This is a genomic window from Microbacterium sp. NPDC057659 (assembly GCF_042799915.1).
Lineage (GTDB): Bacteria > Actinomycetota > Actinomycetes > Actinomycetales > Microbacteriaceae > Microbacterium.
Genome location: NZ_JBHVHU010000002.1, coordinates 829,283 through 846,200, shown reverse-complemented (window position 1 = coordinate 846,200; position 16,918 = coordinate 829,283). Strand labels below are relative to the sequence as shown.

General features: G+C 70.4%; 15 protein-coding genes. 9 read left to right on the top strand and 6 right to left on the bottom strand.

Features of this window, described 5'->3' with window-relative positions; genetic code table 11:
* Positions 1-444, bottom strand: coding sequence for a VOC family protein (locus ACFVAE_RS12510; RefSeq protein ID WP_378892441.1), 444 nt, complete (start codon positions 442-444; stop codon positions 1-3).
* Between the two features lie 108 nt (positions 445-552).
* Positions 553-1,725: an MFS transporter gene (locus ACFVAE_RS12505; RefSeq protein ID WP_378892439.1), complete on the bottom strand. Its 1,173-nt coding sequence runs from the start codon at positions 1,723-1,725 to the stop codon at positions 553-555.
* A 72-nt stretch (positions 1,726-1,797) separates the two neighbouring features.
* Here ACFVAE_RS12505 and ACFVAE_RS12500 point away from each other — a divergent pair, with 72 nt between their 5' ends.
* Genes ACFVAE_RS12500 through ACFVAE_RS12490 form a run of 3 tightly spaced genes read left to right on the top strand, consistent with a single transcriptional unit; the run spans position 1,798 to position 5,716 of the window.
* Complete coding sequence (locus tag ACFVAE_RS12500; protein WP_378892437.1) at positions 1,798-3,111, top strand: sensor histidine kinase; 1,314 nt, start codon at positions 1,798-1,800, stop codon at positions 3,109-3,111.
* Positions 3,108-3,794, top strand: coding sequence for a response regulator (locus tag ACFVAE_RS12495; RefSeq protein ID WP_378892434.1), 687 nt, complete (start codon positions 3,108-3,110; stop codon positions 3,792-3,794). The genes ACFVAE_RS12500 and ACFVAE_RS12495 overlap by 4 nt, the downstream gene beginning before the upstream one ends.
* A gap of 50 nt (positions 3,795-3,844) precedes the next feature.
* Positions 3,845-5,716 (top strand): endonuclease/exonuclease/phosphatase family protein, encoded by a 1,872-nt coding sequence (locus ACFVAE_RS12490; protein WP_378892431.1) that lies wholly within the window; start codon positions 3,845-3,847, stop codon positions 5,714-5,716.
* Positions 5,717-5,780: 64 nt separating this feature from the next.
* Here the strand turns inward: ACFVAE_RS12490 and ACFVAE_RS12485 are convergent, their stop codons facing one another.
* Entirely contained in the window at positions 5,781-6,356 is a 576-nt protein-coding gene (locus ACFVAE_RS12485) for an NADPH-dependent FMN reductase (RefSeq protein ID WP_378892429.1), read from the bottom strand.
* A gap of 159 nt (positions 6,357-6,515) precedes the next feature.
* Here ACFVAE_RS12485 and ACFVAE_RS12480 point away from each other — a divergent pair, with 159 nt between their 5' ends.
* The 4 genes from ACFVAE_RS12480 (at position 6,516) to ACFVAE_RS12465 (ending at position 10,830) form a co-directional block, all read left to right on the top strand.
* Positions 6,516-7,409, top strand: coding sequence for an ABC transporter ATP-binding protein (locus ACFVAE_RS12480; RefSeq protein ID WP_378892426.1), 894 nt, complete (start codon positions 6,516-6,518; stop codon positions 7,407-7,409).
* Entirely contained in the window at positions 7,406-8,500 is a 1,095-nt protein-coding gene (locus ACFVAE_RS12475; RefSeq protein ID WP_378892423.1) for an ABC transporter permease, read from the top strand. The genes ACFVAE_RS12480 and ACFVAE_RS12475 overlap by 4 nt, the downstream gene beginning before the upstream one ends.
* 97 nt (positions 8,501-8,597) lie before the next feature.
* Positions 8,598-9,185 carry a nitroreductase family protein gene (locus ACFVAE_RS12470; RefSeq protein WP_378892421.1) on the top strand — a complete coding sequence of 196 codons (588 nt, stop codon included), beginning with the start codon at positions 8,598-8,600 and terminating at the stop codon, positions 9,183-9,185.
* Between the two features lie 127 nt (positions 9,186-9,312).
* Complete coding sequence (locus ACFVAE_RS12465; protein WP_378892419.1) at positions 9,313-10,830, top strand: APC family permease; 1,518 nt, start codon at positions 9,313-9,315, stop codon at positions 10,828-10,830.
* Position 10,831: 1 nt separating this feature from the next.
* On the opposite strand, the gene ACFVAE_RS12460 is transcribed toward ACFVAE_RS12465, so the two are convergent.
* Complete coding sequence (locus ACFVAE_RS12460) at positions 10,832-12,619, bottom strand: glycoside hydrolase family 15 protein (RefSeq protein ID WP_378892417.1); 1,788 nt, start codon at positions 12,617-12,619, stop codon at positions 10,832-10,834.
* Positions 12,620-12,657: 38 nt separating this feature from the next.
* On the opposite strand from ACFVAE_RS12460, the gene ACFVAE_RS12455 reads away from it, so the two are divergent.
* A complete protein-coding gene (locus ACFVAE_RS12455; RefSeq protein ID WP_378892415.1) occupies positions 12,658-14,040 on the top strand; it encodes a glucose-6-phosphate dehydrogenase in 1,383 nt (460 codons plus the stop codon).
* A gap of 197 nt (positions 14,041-14,237) precedes the next feature.
* On the opposite strand, the gene ACFVAE_RS12450 is transcribed toward ACFVAE_RS12455, so the two are convergent.
* Complete coding sequence (locus ACFVAE_RS12450) at positions 14,238-14,804, bottom strand: TetR/AcrR family transcriptional regulator (protein WP_378892413.1); 567 nt, start codon at positions 14,802-14,804, stop codon at positions 14,238-14,240.
* A gap of 55 nt (positions 14,805-14,859) precedes the next feature.
* On the opposite strand from ACFVAE_RS12450, the gene ACFVAE_RS12445 reads away from it, so the two are divergent.
* Positions 14,860-15,333, top strand: coding sequence for a DUF1772 domain-containing protein (locus ACFVAE_RS12445; RefSeq protein ID WP_378892411.1), 474 nt, complete (start codon positions 14,860-14,862; stop codon positions 15,331-15,333).
* Between the two features lie 102 nt (positions 15,334-15,435).
* Here the strand turns inward: ACFVAE_RS12445 and ACFVAE_RS12440 are convergent, their stop codons facing one another.
* A complete protein-coding gene (locus ACFVAE_RS12440; protein WP_378892408.1) occupies positions 15,436-16,896 on the bottom strand; it encodes a nucleobase:cation symporter-2 family protein in 1,461 nt (486 codons plus the stop codon).
* Positions 16,897-16,918 lie beyond the last annotated feature (22 nt).

The window sequence follows — 16,918 nt, the reverse complement described above, 5'->3', positions numbered from 1 at the left end:
TCAGGCCGACGCGTCCGCCTGCGCGGCCATGTACGCCTCGGGGCCCTGCTCTGCCGCCGCCGGCTCCATGAAGATGAAGCCGAGCGAGTTGCCGTCCGGGTCGTCCAGGTCGCGGGAGTACATGAAGCCGTAGTCCTGCGCGGGCTTGGGCTCCACGCCGCCGGCCGCGAGGCCCTTGGCGATGATCGCGTCGACCTCGTCGCGGGAGTCCTGGCTGAACGCGGTGGAGACCTGAAGGATCTGGTTCGGGTCGGCGATCGGCTTGTCGGTGAACGTCTCGAAGTACGCGCGTGTGATGAGCATGAAGTAGATGTCGTCGCTCCACACGATGCAGGCGGCGTTCTCGTCGGTGAACTCGGGGCTGATGGTGCAGCCCAGCGCCGTGTAGAACGCCTTGGCGCGCTCCAGGTCGGTGGTGGGCAGGTTGACGAAGACCTTGGTCATGATGACTCCTCTGTCGATGACGGTCGCGGCTCTGAGCGGTTGGTGAGCCTGTCGAAAACCATACTTGTTAAAAACAATCTCGCTTGTCAATAGCAAGTGAGAAATCGGTCAGCGGCGTCTCAGTCCGACTGCCGCGAGCACCCCGGCACCGGCGGTCAGCGCCGCGACCACTGCCAGGCCGAACCCCGGGACGGATGCCGCGCCCACCGCGCCCGCGACGAGCGGTCCGCCGGCATCGCCGAGCTCGCGCCCCAGCTCGGCACTGCCCATCGTGCGGCCCATCCGGTCGGCCGGAGTGGATGCCGCCAAATGCGAGAAGGCGACGGGCGTCGCCGTCCCGACGCCTGCTCCCACGAGGAGGGCGGACGCCACGAGCGCGGCGATCACGACCCAGGATCCGGATGCCGCGAACGCAGCGCCGGCGGCGAGCGCGATGCCCGCCACGATCAGTCCCAGTCCTCCGACGGCGCCTGCACGCACCGGCATCCGTCCCCTGTCGTGCCTGGCGCCGGCCCACGGCTGCGCGACACTCGAGACCACGGCGAGCACGGTCACCAGCGCCATGCTGCCGATCGTCCCGATGCCGATCTGCCGGCCGAGCAGCGGCAGGAAGCCGACCGCGACGGCGAGCGCGCCGGTGGTCGCGGCGAGCACGACGGTCGGCAGCAGGAATCCGGGGGCGGTGAGCTCGCGGCCGAGATCGGCCAGCGTGACGCGCTTGCGCGGCAGCACCGGAACCTTCGGCACGGCGAACAGCACCCAGCCGGCGGCCGCGATGCCCAGAACCGCGAGCGCCCAGAACAGGGCGGGCAGTCCCGACCAGATGACCAGCACCGCGCCGATCAGCGGACCGAGCGCATAGCCCAGGCTCTTCCACGAGCCGTACCGGCCGAAGTACTTCCCCCGCGACGAATCGTCGGAGAGCCGCGCGACCGCGGCCGAGGACGCCGGTGAGAAGGCGGATGCCGCGGCGCCCTGCCCGAACCTCGCGACGACGAGTCCGATGGTTCCGGGCATCAGCGCGCCGACGACCGAGAACGCGGCGAAGGCGAGCAGCCCGGCGACGATCACCGGGCGAACCCCGATCCGATCGCTGAGCGCGCCGAACACCGGCTTGAGCAGCACTTCGGCGAGGTCGTAGAGCGCGAGCGTGAACCCGAAGGCCAGCAGGGTCCAGCCGATGTCCTCGCTCTCGGCGCCGAGCGCCGCGGCGATGCCGTGCGCGCCGAAGGCGGTGGTGAACCCGGCGAGATACAGGGGCGCGAGCCGCGGTCTGGTCACGCTCGATTCTCGCACCCGGCATCCGCCTCGCGGGGGATGCCGGGGCGCCCACCTGGCCCTAGCGTGGAAGGCATGTTCACCCGAACCCCGTCCGAGCACGATCGGCGCGGCGACCTGCTGCTGGCCGGCGTGCTCTTCGTCGGCGGCATCCTCAGCGCGGCGCTCAGCTCGATCGCCGGCATCTACGGCGACGCGCAGGCCGAGCCGTGGACCGCGCTGCCCTACGTGCTGGTCGTCACCGGTCCGCTCGCGCTGCGGCGCCGGTACCCGGCGACGGTCGCGATCGTCGTCTCGCTCGCATACTTCATCGCCGTCACGCTGCGCATCCCCGAGATGTACGTCGGCAACATCGCGATGTTCATCGCCCTGTACACGGTCGGCGCCTGGATGAACGACCGGCGCCGCGCGATGTACGTGCGCGTCGCGATCATCGTCGGCATGTTCGTCTGGCTGATCATCGTGATGTACCGCGATGCGATCGAGCAGGCCGACAAGGTGGATGTCGCGGCCGGGCTGTTCTCGCCCTACGTGGCGATGATGATGCTGAACCTGCTTGTGAACGTGCTGTACTTCGGCGGGGCGTACTACTTCGGCGAGCGCTCCTGGCACGCCGCGCAGGAGCGCGACACGCTCGCCCGCCGCACGGCCGAGCTCGAGGCCGAGCGCGAGGTGTCGGCCGCGCAGGCCGTCGCGCTGGACCGCGTGCGGATCGCCCGCGAGCTGCACGACGTCGTCGCGCACCACGTGTCGGTGATGGGTGTGCAGGCCGGCGCCGCGCGCCTGGTCGTCGACCAGGATCCGGAGCAGGCGAAGCGTCTGCTCGGGAGCATCGAAGAGGCGTCCCGTGCGGCCATCGGCGACTTCCGGCAGCTGCTCGAGACGCTGCGCGCGCCCGGCGGCGAGACCGACGAGCCCGCCTCGACCCATTCGCTGGATGACATCGCGCAGCTCGTCTCGTCGTCGACGGATGCCGGACTGCCGACCGCGTACACGGTCGTCGGTGACCCCGTCCCGGTGCCCGGCGTCGTCTCGGTGAACCTGTACCGGATCGCGCAGGAGGCGCTCACCAACGCCCGTCGGCACGCCGGCATCGGCGCGACCGCCGACGTGCGCGTGCGGTACGAGCCGGATGCCGTGGAGCTGGAGGTCGTCAACACCGGGCGCACCATCACCGCACTGCGGCCCGGACTCGGCCAGCTCGGCATGCGCGAGCGCGCGCACGCCTCGGGCGGCACGATCGAGCTCGCCCCTCGTCCGCAGGGCGGCTTCCGGGTGCGGGCCACCGTGCCGCTCCACTCCCCCGCCTTCGAATCGCGCAAATTGCTGCATTCGGCGCCGAAACACAGCAAGGCAAGCGATTCGAAGCGGATGGAGGCGGCTCGATGATCCGGGTGCTGCTGGTCGACGACCACGCGATGCTGCGTGCGGGGTTCCGCACGATCCTCGGCACGCAGCCCGACATCGAGGTGATCGGTGAGGCCTCCAGCGGCGCGGAGGCGGTGGCCGCGGCATCCGCGCTGCGGCCCGACGTGATCACCATGGACGTGCAGATGCCCGACATGGACGGGCTCGAGGCGACGCGGCGGATCGTGGCCGACCCGTCCGTGGCATCCGCCGTCGTCATCGTGACGACCTTCGACCGCGACGACTACCTCTTCGACGCTCTGGATGCCGGCGCGAGCGGCTTCCTGCTGAAGAACGCCGGCCCGGAGGAGCTGCTCGCCGCCGTGCGTGCGCTCGCCGCCGGCGACGGGATGCTGGCACCCGAGGTCACCCGGCGGGTGCTGACGCGGTTCTCGTCCCCGCTCTCCCACCGGCCCCTGAGCGAGGAACGCGGCGACGAGCGCCGTACTGCGCGAGACACGAGCATCCTCGCCGAACCCCTCACCGAGCGCGAGGCCGAGGTGCTGGCGCTGATGGCGGATGCCCGCAGCAACGGCGAGATCGCGACGGAGCTGTACATCGGCGAGGCGACCGTGAAGACGCATGTGTCACGCGTCCTGCAGAAGCTCGGCGCCCGCGACCGCGTGCAGGCCGTGGTGCTGGCACACCGGCACGGGCTGGCGTAGACCGGCGCGCCCACCACCCGCCGGCCACCGCGTTCGGCCAGACTCTGGCCATGAGAAGGCTCTCGCTCAGCCTGACCGGCATCGTCGCCGCGTGGCTGCTGATCGATCTGTGGCGCCTCTGGACGCCCTCCCTCATCACGCTGTTCGGCCGTGCGGCCGAGACGCCGCCCGAGATCATGGGAGCGTACGCGCTGCTGGTCATGGCGCTGCCGCTCGCGGTCGTCGTGTTCGTGCGCCGGGCGGCGCCGGTGTTCGCGGCCTGGCTTCTGGTCGCCGCGTTCGCGGTGCGCCTGCTGCTGCGCATGAATCCCGACGGCGGCGACGTGCAGCTGTACGGCAGCTCGCTCGGAGTCGTGCTCACCGCGTCCGCGCTGTGCCTGGCGGCGGGGTCGCTGGGCCGCACGCTGGTGCCGAGTGTGTTCCTCGGAGTACTGCTCAGCGCCGCGACGCACGCCATGCTGGGCGGCTACGGTGCGGTCTGGCGTTCGGATGCCTGGGACGTGACGCTCCTTGCGCTCCAGGCCGTCCTGCTGGTGTTCGCCGTCCGCACCGCCGATCTGGCGCCCCGCGAACCGGTCTCGCCACGGACCGCCCTGCTGCTGCCGCCGACTCTGCTGCTGGTGCTGCTGGCCCTCGGCGACATCGGCCGCTCCTCGACGGTCGAGACCGTCTGGGGCCCTGTCGTCGCGGTGCTGGGCTGCGGCGCCGCGGCCGTGGTGGCCCTGCTGCCCGCTCCGCGCCGGCGACCGTGGATCTCCGCCGTGCTGTTCGTCTCATCGATCGCCCTGTCGCTGCTGGGCGAGATCACCTGGAACGGCTTCGCGGGCTCGCTTCCCCCGTGGACCCTGCTCGCCTTCCTCGTCGGTCCCGCGGCGGCAGCGCGGCTGCTGCTGCACTCCGGCCCCGGTCGCTCGCCGCGCGGCACCGCGCTCGCGGCCGGACTCGGCTCCGTGCTCTGGGCCGTGCTCTTCTTCGCCTACTACGCCGGGTACGACCTGGGCTATCGCGCGGATGTCGCACTGGTCGCGGCATCCGTCCTCGTCGCGGGGTGGATGCTCGCGTACCGGCCCGGCGGTCCGGTCTCGGCCGCCCAGGTGCGGGCGAGTGAGCGCCGGATGGACGACTCCGGCGGGCCTGCGGTCGCCGGTGTCGCGATCGGTGCGGTCGCCGCGGCCGTGCTCGCGCTGGTGGGTCCGTTCGCCACGGTCCCGGCATCCTCGTCGACGGCGCAGGGCGACGATCTCACCGTCGCGGCGTACAACCTGCGGATGGGCTACGGCATCGACGGGCGGTTCGACCCGGTGGCCGTCGCGGCGGAGATCCGCGGCACGGGCGCGCAGGTGGTGCTGCTCAGCGAGGTCGACCGCGGCTGGCTGCTCAACGGCGGCCAGGACGAGCTCGCGATCCTCGCCAGGATGCTGGGCATGCGGGCGGTGTTCGGCCCCGCGGCCGATCCGGTCTGGGGCGACGCGATCCTGACCGGCCTGCCCGTGGGCGATGCGAGTTCGGTCAAGTACCCGATGTTCGATGCGCTGACCGGTGCGGGCGTCACGATGGCGACAGTGGACTGGAACGGCACTCCCGTGCGCGTGCTCGCGACGCATCTGCAGCCCGACGGCAACGAGACGAACGCCACCGAGCGCGCCGCGCAGGTGTTCGCCGATCAGCTCGGCGCGGGCGACGGCCCGGTGGTCGGCGGCGGCGATCTGAACACCACCCCGGGTTCGGATGCCTGGAACGCCCTGCTCTCCACCGGTGCGGAGGACGCGCTGGCCGGCATCCGGCCGGCGCCGACCTCTCCCGCGGATGCGCCGAAGGAGGAGATCGATCACCTACTGGTCGCCGGGCTCACCGTGGTCGACGCGAAGGTGGTGCCGTCGCAGCTGTCCGACCATCTGATGATCGTCACGACCCTGCGCTGACGCTCCTCCGAACGAAGGATGCCCGGAGCCGTGCGGCTCCGGGCATCCGGGTGTGACGCGGTGGTCAGGCGACGACGACGTGCGCGCGTGCAGCCTCGGCGCGGAGGATCAGCAGGTCGAAGGCGGCGACGAACGCGCTCAGGAACTCGCGGGTGCTGTCCACGGTGACGGTGCCGTCCTCGGCGATCAGGCCGGGCGTGATCTGGATGAAGCCCTCGGGCTGTCCCATCGTGACGGCGTTGTAGTGGCCGAGGATCGCGCGCAGGTGCTGCTGCGCTGCGGCGGTGGCGATGCCGCCGCCGGAGCCGCCGATGACGGCGACCGGCTTGCCGTCGAAGGAGGCCTGACCGTACGGGCGGGCCGACCAGTCCAGGGCGTTCTTGAGCACGCCGGGAATCGAGCGGCTGTACTCCGGGGTGACGATGATCACGCCGTCGACGTCGGCGATCGCCTGCTTGAAGTCGCGGGCGACCTGGGGGAAGTCGGCGTCGTGGTCGGGCGAGTAGAAGGGCAGGTCCTTGATCGGGATCTCCACGAACTCGACACCCTCCGGGGCGAGCTTCGCCAGTGCCGTGGCCAGCTGGCGGTTGATCGAGGTGGACGAGATGCTGCCGACGATGTAGCCGATCTTGTGAGTCACGAGGGTGTCCCTTTCTGGTCTGACGAGGGTCTGCAACGCGACATCCGCGCGGTGCATTCCCGTGAATGGAACTTTCCTGAGCTCCTCCGCGCGGCGGATGCCGCACGATCCCCCTCCGGGGGGATGCGGCTCGGTGTCCCCCGTCAATAGCTTTGAGGCATGACAGGACAGCTCCACCTCGAAGGCATCACCAAGAGCTACGGCTCGCGGCGCGTGCTCGACGACATCGGCTTCGATGTCGCCCCCGGGCGGCTCACGGGCTTCGTCGGCGGCAACGGCGCCGGCAAGACCACGACGATGCGCATCATCCTCGGTGTGCTCGCCGCCGATGGCGGATCCGTCTTGCTGGGCGGCGCACCGGTCGGCACCGCCGACCGCCGCCGATTCGGCTACATGCCGGAGGAGCGCGGGCTGTACCCCAAGATGAAGGTGCTCGAGCAGGTGGTCTACCTCGCCCGCCTGCACGGTTTCGAGAAGGCGGATGCCACGGCCCGAGCCACCGCGCTGCTGACCGAGCTCGGCCTCGGCGAGCGCCTGCACGACCTGATCGAGTCGCTCTCGCTCGGCAACCAGCAGCGCGCGCAGATCGCCGCGGCCCTGGTGCACGACCCCGAGGTGCTCATCCTCGACGAGCCGTTCTCGGGTCTGGATCCGATCGCCGTCGATGTGGTCGCCGGCGTGCTGCAGAGCCGCGCGGCGCAGGGCGCCGCCATCCTGTTCTCCTCGCACCAGCTCGACGTGGTCGAGCGGCTGTGCGACGACCTGGTCATCATCGCCGGCGGCACGATCCGCGCCGCCGGCTCCCGCGAGCAGCTGCGAGCGGCGCACTCCGCCCCGCGCTACGAGCTGGTCTCGTCGGCGGATGCCGGATGGCTGCGTGCCGAGCCGGGCGTGACCGTCGTCGACTTCGAGGGCGGCGAGGCCGTGTTCGACGTCGACAGCCCTGAGACCGCTCAGCGCGTGCTGCGCAGCGCCGTCGAGCGCGGCCCCGTCACGGGCTTCACCCCGCAGCATCCGTCTCTCGCCCAGATCTTCAAGGAGGTCATCTCATGAGCACCCCCTCCCCCGCATCCACGTCGTCCGCGGTCTGGCTCGTCGCCGAGCGGGAGATCGCGTCGAAGCTGCGCAGCAAGGCGTTCCTGATCTCCACCGGCATCCTGCTGCTGATCGCCCTCGCGGGTGTGCTGATCGGCGGCTTCGCCAGCAAGACGGCGGCTCCCGACGAGATCGCCGCGACCTCCCAGACCTCCCAGATCGTCTCGGCACTGCCGAACGTGAAGGTCGTCGAGGTCCAGGACCGCGCCGAGGCCGAGAAGCTGGTCAAGAGCGAGAAGGTCACCGCCGCGGTCGTGCCCGGTGAGGGCGACGACGGCTTCGGCTTCGTCGTGCTCGCGAAGCAGGACGCCCCGCAGGGACTGGTCGGCGCGCTGTCGAAGGCGCCGCAGGTCGTCATCCTCGAGCCCGCCGGCACCAACCCTCTGGTGCGCTACCTGGTCGCCATCGGATTCGGCGTGATCTTCCTGATGGCGGCGTCGACGTTCGGCACCACCATCGCGCAGAGCGTCGTCGAGGAGAAGTCCACCCGCGTCGTCGAGCTGCTGATCTCCGCCATCCCGACCCGTGCGCTGCTGGCGGGCAAGGTGATCGGCAACACGGTCCTCGCCATGGTGCAGATCATCCTGCTCGCCGCGATCGCCGTGGTCGGCCTGATCGTCACCGGGCAGAACGAGGTGCTCAGCGGCATCGGCGCGCCCATCCTCTGGTTCGCCGTGTTCTTCCTGTTCGGCTTCATCCTGCTCGCGTCGCTCTACGCGGCGGCGGCCTCGATGGTGTCGCGCCAGGAGGACATCGGCTCCACGACCATGCCGTTGATGATGCTGATCATGGCGCCGTACTTCCTGGTGATCTTCTTCAACGACAACCCCGTGGTGATGACGATCATGTCGTACGTGCCGTTCTCGGCACCGGTCGCGATGCCGGTGCGGCTGTTCGTCGGCGAGGCGCAGTGGTGGGAGCCGCTGCTCAGCCTGGTCATCCTGGTCGCGACCTGCATCGCGGCGATTCTGGTGGGCGCGAAGATCTACGAGAACTCGCTGCTGCGGATGGGTGCGCGGGTCAAGCTCGGCGAGGCGCTGCGCGGCTGAGAACTCCTCGGAATATGCATTCAGCCGCATGAGTTACAGTGTGCTGAGCGCGGACAACGGGGTACTGCGAGACACCCCGTACCCCTCGAAGGACCCGATGAGCACCGCCACCGCCACCCGCACCGCCGACACCGAGCACCCCGTCCTGGACGTGCTCGCCGACCGCTGGAGCCCGCGCGCCTTCGACGCCGAGACCGCGATCGACGAGGCCAAGCTGGCATCCGCACTGGAGGCCGCCCGCTGGACGCCGTCGGCCAACAACACCCAGCCGTGGCGCTTCATCGTCGCGCGCCGTGGCACCGCGCTGCACGAGCAGATCCACGCGGCGCTGATGGGCTTCAACCAGGTCTGGGCCGGCAACGCCGCGGTGCTGATCGTCGCGGTCGCCGAGACCACCGATGAGCAGGGCACCCCGATCACGCACGCCGTGTACGACCTCGGCCAGGCGGTCGCGCACCTCTCGGTGCAGGCCCACCACGACGGCCTCGTCGTGCACCAGATGAGCGGCTTCGTCGCCGAGCAGATCCGCGAGATCGCCGACCTCGACGAGCGCTTCGCTCCGACCACCGTCCTCGCCCTCGGCGAGCTCGGCGACGCCGGCATCCTGCCCGAGCCGCTGCAGCAGCGCGAGGTCGCACCGCGCGTGCGTCGCCCGCTCGACGAGACGGTACTGCTCAGCGCCTGATCCCCGGCTCCGAGGCCCCTCCCGGGCGGCGCCCCTCCGCGTCGACGTCCGTGGAGGGGTCTCGGCATTTCCGGGAGGCGGGCCCCGCCGTCCGCTTCCCCGGCGCACCCCCGCGTACGCTACCGGGATGAGCAGCACGCGGAGGATCAAGACCGTCGAGCAGTCCATCGCCGAGACGCATGACGAGAAGCGCTCGCTGAAACGGGCCCTGAACACCTGGGACCTCGCGGTCATGGGCGTCGCCGTCGCGGTCGGAGCGGGCATCTTCTCGGTCGGCGCCGAGGCGTCCGCCCACCACGCCGGGCCCGCCGTGATCGTCTCGTTCGTCATCGCCGCGGTCGTGTGCGGCCTCGCGATCCTCTGCTACGCCGAGTTCGCGTCATCCATCCCCGTCGCAGGCTCCGCGTACACCTTCACGTACTCGACGCTCGGTGAGTTCCTGGCCTGGATCATCGGCTGGGACCTCATCCTCGAGATGCTCATGGCCGCCGCGGTGATCGCGAAGTACTGGGGTGTCTATCTGGGCGACACGGTGTCGCTGTTCAACCTGGACATCCCGATGACCGTCCCGGTCGGACCGCTCCAGTTCGAGTGGGGTCCGGTGGTGATCGTCGCGATCTTCACGCTGCTGCTCGCCCTCGGCACCCGCCTGTCCAGCCGGGTGAACGCGGTGTTCACCACGATCAAGGTCGCGATCGTGCTGTTCGTGATCGTGGTCGGACTCTTCTTCATCAACCCGACCAACTTCACACCGTTCGTGCCGCCGGCGCAGCCCGGTCCCGCGGCCGACAGCGCCTGGACCCAGTCGTTCTTCTCGCTGCTCACCGGCGCCTCTCCGCAGGTGTACGGCGTCTTCGGCATCCTCTCCGGTGCCGCACTGGTCTTCTTCGCCTTCATCGGCTTCGACGTCGTCGCCACCAGCGCCGAGGAGGCCAAGGACCCCAAGCGCACCGTGCCCCGCGGCATCCTGCTCGGCCTCGGCATCGTGACCGTCCTCTACGTGCTGGTCGCGATCACCATCACGGGAATGGTGTCGTACACCGAGCTGGCGAAACTCGAAGAGCCGTCACTGGCGAGCGCCTTCGAGATCGTCGGCGCGACGTGGGCGGCGAAGATCATCTCGATCGGAAGCCTGGTCGGCCTGACCACCGTCGTCATGGTGCTGCTGCTGGGCCTGGCCCGCATCGTGTTCGCGATGAGCCGCGACGGCCTGCTGCCCCGGTCGCTGAGCGTCACCGACGCCAAGCGCGGCACGCCGATCCGCATCCAGATCATCGTCGGCGTGATCATCGCGCTCATCGCCGGCTTCACCGACGTGCAGGTGCTCGGCGACATGATCAACATCGGCACCCTGTCGGCGTTCGTGCTGGTCAGCGTCGGCGTGCCGATCCTGCGCAGGACCCGCCCCGACCTGCAGCGTCCGTTCACGGTGCCGCTGTCGCCGTGGCTGCCCTGGATCTCGGCGATCGCCTGCTTCTGGCTGATGCTGAACCTGTCCACCGAGACCTGGCTGCGATTCGTGATCTGGCTGTTGATCGGCTTCGTGATCTACTTCGGCTACTCGCGCCGGCATTCTCTGCTCGGCCAGCAGCTCGAGAAGGATGCCGCGGCCGGCGCCCGCGCGATCCGCGACACGCGGCTCTGAATCACCGCCCGCGCTGGGCGGCCGCGGCGAGGGCGTCGGCCGCGCGCACGAGCGCGAGGTGCGAGAACGCCTGCGGGGTGTTGCCGACCTGCCGCATGCCCACCGGGTCGTACTCCTCGGAGAGCATCCCGACGTCGTTGCGGAACGCGCACAGCCGGTCCATCAGCTCCCGCGCCTCGGCCAGCCGACCGGTCGCGGCGTACTGCTCGACGAGCCAGAACGAGCAGGCCAGGAACGGATGCTCCGCACCTGCGAGCCCGTCGACGCCGGATGAAGTCCGATACCGCAGCAGCAGCCCGTCGCGCATGAGGGTCTTCTCGATGCGGTCGACCGTGGCCAGCATCCGCGGGTCGTCGGCCGCGCAGTAGCCGACCTGCGGGATGAGCAGCAGCGAGGCATCCACCTCGTCCGTGTCGGCGTGCTGCACGAAGGCGCCGCCCCGCACGCCGTGCGCGTCGATCTCGGCGCGCAGCCGGTCGCGCGCCGCGCGCCAGCGGTCCTCGTGTCCCCGCAGGCCGAAGTCCTCCACCGCGCGGACGCCGCGGTCGAACGCCGCCCACATCATCACGCGGGAGTGCGTGAACATGCGCGGTTCGCCGCGGATCTCCCAGAGGCCGTTGTCCGGTCGGTCCAGCTGGGTCTCGGCGTGCTTGAGCAGCGCGCGCTCGACCGCCCAGGAGCGGTGCGACTCGGCGAGTCCCGCCCGCCGGGCGGCGCTGAGCGTCACCATCACCTCGCCGACGACATCGGCCTGGTACTGCCCGGATGCCCCGTTGCCGACGCGCACCGGGGCGGACGCCGCATACCCGGGAAGCGACGGCAGGGTGTGCTCGGCGAGCTCGCGCTCCCCCGCCAGCCCGTACATGATCTGCGCGTCGGCGGGGTCGCCGGCGACGGCCCGCACCAGCCAGTCGCGCCAGTGCCAGGCCGCGTCGATCATCCCGTGATCCAGCAGCGCCTCGAGGGTGAGGGCCGCGTCGCGCAGCCAGACGTAGCGGTAGTCCCAGTTGCGCTCCCCGCCGAAGTCCTCCGGCAGCGAGGTGGTCGCCGCGGCGGCGATGCCCCCGGTGTCGCGGTTGGTCAGGGCGCGCAGGATCAGCAGCGACCGCCGCACCGCGGCGTCGTCCGGGCCGTCCGGCGCGATGCCCGCCGCCCATTCCTGCCACCAGTCCCTGGTGCGCAGGTCGGCGACGGACAGGTCGAGCCCGTCGGGCACGGGCAGGAAGGACGGGTGCCAGGTGAGGGTCAGCGCCACGCGCTCCCCCGACGCGACGGCGATCGCGCCGGTGTGCAGGTGCCCGTGCGGGCGCAGCGGTGCGCCGCGCACCACCACGGCGTCCGGCCCGGCGACGGCGGTCAGCTCCGGGGCATCCGCCGTGCCACTCTGATGCACCCACGGCAGCGCGCGGGCGTAGTCGAAACGCAGCCGCAGCTCCTGCGCGAACTCCACACGACCGGAGACTCCGATGATCTCACGCACGATGTCGGTGCGATCCGGACGGTCGCCGGCCACCGGCATCCAGTCCCGCACCTCGGCGACGCCGTCGTCGGTCTCCCATCGGGTGACGAGCGTGAACGTGTCGCCGTCGTAGCGCCGCGTCGCCGCGGCATCCGGGTCGGCGGGCCGCAGCGACCAGCATCCGTGCTCGGCGTCGCCGAGCAGCGCGCCGAAGACCGACGGCGCGTCCAGCCGCGGCGGGCAGAACCAGTCGATGCTGCCCTCTCGCGAGACGAGCGCCGCCGTGCGGCAGTCGCTCAGCAGCGCGTAGTCCTCGATCGGCACGCTCATCCTCGCAGTCTGGCATCCTCGCGGCCTATCGTGAAGGCATGTCACGCGACACCACGCTGCTCATCCTCGGCGCCTCCGGCGATCTCACCTCTCGGCTGCTGCTGCCTGCGATAGGCCAGCTGCTGCGCCGGGAGCCGAGCAGAAAGCTCACGCTGCGCGGAGCCGGATCCGATGACTGGAGCGCGGATCGCTGGCAGGAGGCCGTGCAGACGGCGTTCGCGTCATCGGATGCCGCGGACCAGGTGCCGCGGGTCGCCGGCACGACCTACACCAAGGCGGATGTCACCGACCGTGACGCCCTCGCCGGGCTGGTCGAGGGGGTCGAGGGACCTCTGGTGATCTACTTCGCGCTGCCGCCGGCCGTCGCCGTGGCCGCCTGCGAGGTGCTGCGCGACGTGAAGCTGCCCGAGAACACGGTGCTCGCGCTCGAGAAGCCGTTCGGCAGCGATCAGGAGAGCGCTCGAGAGCTGAACGAGCTGCTGCAGCAGCTGGTGCCCGAGAAGCGGATCTTCCGCGTGGACCACTTCCTGGGCAGGTCGACGCTGCTGAACGTGATCGGCGTGCGGTTCGCGAACCGGCTGGTCGAGCCGGTGTGGTCGGCCGATCACGTGCAGGAGGTCCTGATCCGCTACGACGAGTCGCTGGCGCTGGAGAACCGCGCGCGGTACTACGACAAGGCGGGCGCGATGATCGACATGATCCAGAGCCACCTGCTGCAGGTGCTCGCGATCCTGGCGATGGAGCAGCCGGCCGACCTCGACGAGATCGACCTGCGCGACGCGATGGCGGCCGCGCTGCGCGCCACGGTCATCTGGGACGACAACCCGGTGCGCTCCTCCCGCCGCGGCCGGTACACCGCCGGGACGATCGGTGACAAGGAGCATCGCCGCGAGGTGCCGTCCTACGTCGACGAGGACGGCGTCGACCCCGCCCTCGACACAGAGACGCTCGCCGAGATCACCTGCGAGGTGCGCACCGCCCGCTGGGCCGGCGTGCCGTTCACCCTGCGCAGCGGCAAGGCGCTCACCGACCGCCGGGCCGAGATCGTCGTGACGTTCCGCCCGGTGCGGCACATCCCCGAAGGGCTCACCGGCAAGCCGGACGACGGCGGAGTGCTGCGCTTCGTGCTCGGCCCTGACCGGATCGACCTCGAGCTCAACGTCAACGGCGGCGACGACCCCTTCGCGCTGCGCCGCGACGTGCTGTCCACCAAGCTGGGCAAGGGCACGCTGCTGGCCTACACCGAGGTCATCAGCGACATCCTCGACGGCGACGTCGCGCTGTCGGTGCGGGCGGATGCCGCGGAGCAGTGCTGGCGCATCATCCAGCCGGTGCGCGATGCCTGGAACCGCGGGGATGTCCCGATCGATGACTACCCGGCGGGTTCGACGGGGCCGAAGGACTGGGCGACGTCGAAGTAGTCCTGTCCGGGCCGGGAGCGAACGGAAGGGCGTCCTTCGTCTCGTCGCTTGCGCTCCTCGCTCAGGAGCCGGGACGCGCCCCGCACCCTGAGCGAGCGCAGCGAGCGCTGTCCTGAGCGAGCGCAGCGAGCGCTGTCCTGAGCGAGCGCAGCGAGACGAAGGGACGAAGGGCCGAAGGGACGAAGGGACGAAGGGCGTCAGGAGCCGGACGCGGGCGCGCTGAACAGCCTGACGATCTCCCCATCGCGCACGTCGTCGAGCGCGGCATCCAGTCGGCCGTCCGCGGCGAACCGGCTGACGCCGTGCAGCGTGCTCCAGAGCAGCTCGGCACGCACCGCGCGCTCCTGGGGCGTCTCACCGCCGACGGCCCGCTCGAACATCGCGAACCCCTGCCGCAGGAGCTCCGGCGTCTCGTCGGCGGCGAACACGATGCCGGTGCGTGCCGTGGTCATCGCGTAGTAGACGGCGGGATTCTCCCGGGCGAACGCGAGGTATGCGGTGACGAGGGCCGGCAGCCCCTCACCGCCGGCGCTGATCGCCGCGAGAAGCTCGGTGTAGCCGTCGATGACGACGTGCTCGACGATCTCGTCCCGCCCGCGCGGGAAATGCCGGTACAGGATCGGCTGGCTGAACCCGATCGCATCGGCGAGGCGGCGCACGGTGACCGCCTGCCAGCCCTCCTGCTCCGCGATATCACGGGCGGCGCGGACGATCCGCAGCTCGCGCTCGCGGATCCGTTCGATGTCTTGCGCAGATCGAGGCATGTCGTTATATTAGCACCGCTAACACTTAGCACTGCTAACACCACCCGGAGGAATCATGACCGTCATCATCGCCATCACCGGAGCGCTCGCCATCCTGGGCCTCGCCGTCATCTTCGGCGCGGACGTCGTCGGCGTCCTGGTCCAGCGCTCGGTCTACGCCGACCTCGACGACCGCACCCTGGTGCAGGTGGTCGGGCGCGGCCACTACTACGCCGACCGCCGGATGCCTGCCATCGGCATCCCCGCGACGATCCTCACCGCGCTCACGGCCGCGGCCGCCTTTCTCTGGGGGTCGCTGCTGACCGGCATCCTCTCGTCCGTCGGCCTGGTGCTGCTCGTCACCTGGCTGCTCGTCTACGCCCGCTTCGCGAAGCCGATCAACACCGCGCTGACCGCCGCCGCCCTCGCGGACGAGGTGCCCGCCGACGCCCGCGCCCTGCAGGCCCGCTGGGAGGCGCTCCTCCCGCTGCGCGTCACGCTGATCGGCGTCACGATCGCGCTGCTGGCGGCGACCCTCGCGCTGATCTGAGCATCCGGGCGCGACGCGACGAGACCCCGGGCTGCGCACGAGACCGATGTCAGGAACATCGGCCTCGTGCAGAATCCGGGGCCTCAGCGCGGGGCGCGGCGCTCAGTGCTCGGGTCTGGCCAGCTCGACCTCGTTGCCGTCGCGGTCGACGATCTTGCCGTCGACGATCGAGTCGCCGTCCTCGAACGCCTCGAGATACGCCACAGGGATGCTGCGTGTCGGAGCCGCGACGAAGGCGTTCTTCTGCTGCGTGCTGCCGAGGTGGTTGAACAGCAGATTCAGCAGGATGGCGGTGACGGCGGCCGAGCTGATCCCGGAATGGAAGATCGTCACGAACCAGGCCGGCATCTGCTCGTAGATCGTCGGGACGGCGATCGGGAGCATGCCCACCGCGAGCGACGTGGCGACGATCACGAGGTTCATGTTGCCCTTGTAGTCGACCTTGGCGAGGGTGCGGATGCCGGATGCCGCGACCGATCCGAACAGCACCAGTCCGGCGCCGCCGAGCACCGGCGAGGGGATCGCTCCGACGACGCGGCCGAGCACCGGCAGCAGGCCGAGGATGACGAGCACGCCACCGCCGGCGGTGACCACGAAGCGGCTCTTCACGCCCGTGATCGCGACCAGGCCGACGTTCTGCGCGAACGCGGACTGGGTGAAGGTGCCGAAGATCGGAGAGACCGCGCTGGAGAGCATGTCGGCGCGCAGACCGGCGGCGATGCGCTTGGAGTCGACCTTGGTGCCCACGATCTCGCTCACCGCGAGGATGTCGGCGGTGGTCTCGGTGAGGGTCACCAGGATCACGATGAACATCGAGATGATCGCCGCGAGCTCGAAAGTGGGCAGACCGAAGCCGAACACCTGCGGGAACGCGAAGATCGGCCCATCGCCGACGGAGCTGAAGTCGGCCTTGCCGAGGACCACGGCGACGATCGTGCCGAGCACGATCGAGAGCAGGATCGCGAGCCGCGAGATCGCCCCGACGGGGACCTTGCTGAGCACCAGCACGATGACGAGGGTGATGCCGGCGAGCAGCAGGTTGTCGGGAGTCGCACCCTTCGAGGCATCCTCGCCCGAGCCGATGATCCAGCCCGCCGCGACGGGCAGCAGGGTGAGACCGATGGTGGTGATCACGGTGCCGGTCACCACTGGCGGGAAGAACCGGATGACGGTCGCGAAGACCGGTGCGATGAGCAGGCCGATCACGGATGCCGCGATCACCGATCCGAACACCGCGGGAAGCCCGCCGCCGCTGGTGACGATCGCACCCATCGTCGCGACGCCGGCGAACGAGACGCCCTGCACGAGCGGCAGCTGCGATCCGAAGAACGGCACGCCGACGGTCTGCAGGATCGTGGCCAGACCGCCCATGAACAGGCAGGCGGCGATCAGCACGCCGATCTCGCCCTGACTGAGGCCGGCGATCTGCCCGATGATCAGCGGCGGCGCGATGATGCCGCCGTACATCGTGAGCACGTGCTGTATGCCGTAGCCGATGGTGGCACTGATCGGCAGGCGCTCGTCCTCCGGCCGCGCCGCGACCTTCTTCTCTCTCTGTGACATTGTTCGACCTCTTCGTCGTTGT